General features: G+C 67.9%; 1 protein-coding gene. It reads left to right on the forward strand.

Annotated features, from left to right (window positions below; all coding sequences use genetic code 11):
• Positions 1-8: 8 nt before the first annotated feature.
• Positions 9-243, forward strand: a 235-nt coding sequence (locus EOD29_RS34370; RefSeq protein ID WP_164764073.1) for a hypothetical protein, incomplete at its 3' end; no start/stop codon positions are given.

The raw sequence follows: 243 nt of genomic DNA on the forward strand, positions 1-243 counted from the left end.
AGGCGACGATGGCGACGACGCTCAACTATCGCCTGCGGATTCGGAACGGCGCAGACAGCAGCGACGCGCTCGTGCTCACGAGCGTGCGCGGCGGGACGAACCCCTACATTGCTGCGCCGCCGAGTGGCGACGGGCAAGAGGTCGATCCGCTCACGGGCGCGATGCGCACGGGCACGTACACGCTGCAGGTACTCGATCCGATCACGAGCGGCACGACACGCGCGATCACGTCGCAGCTCTTCG

Origin of the sequence: Mesorhizobium sp. M1A.T.Ca.IN.004.03.1.1 (assembly GCF_003997555.1) — a bacterium.
In the GTDB taxonomy this organism is placed as follows: domain Bacteria; phylum Pseudomonadota; class Alphaproteobacteria; order Rhizobiales; family Rhizobiaceae; genus Mesorhizobium.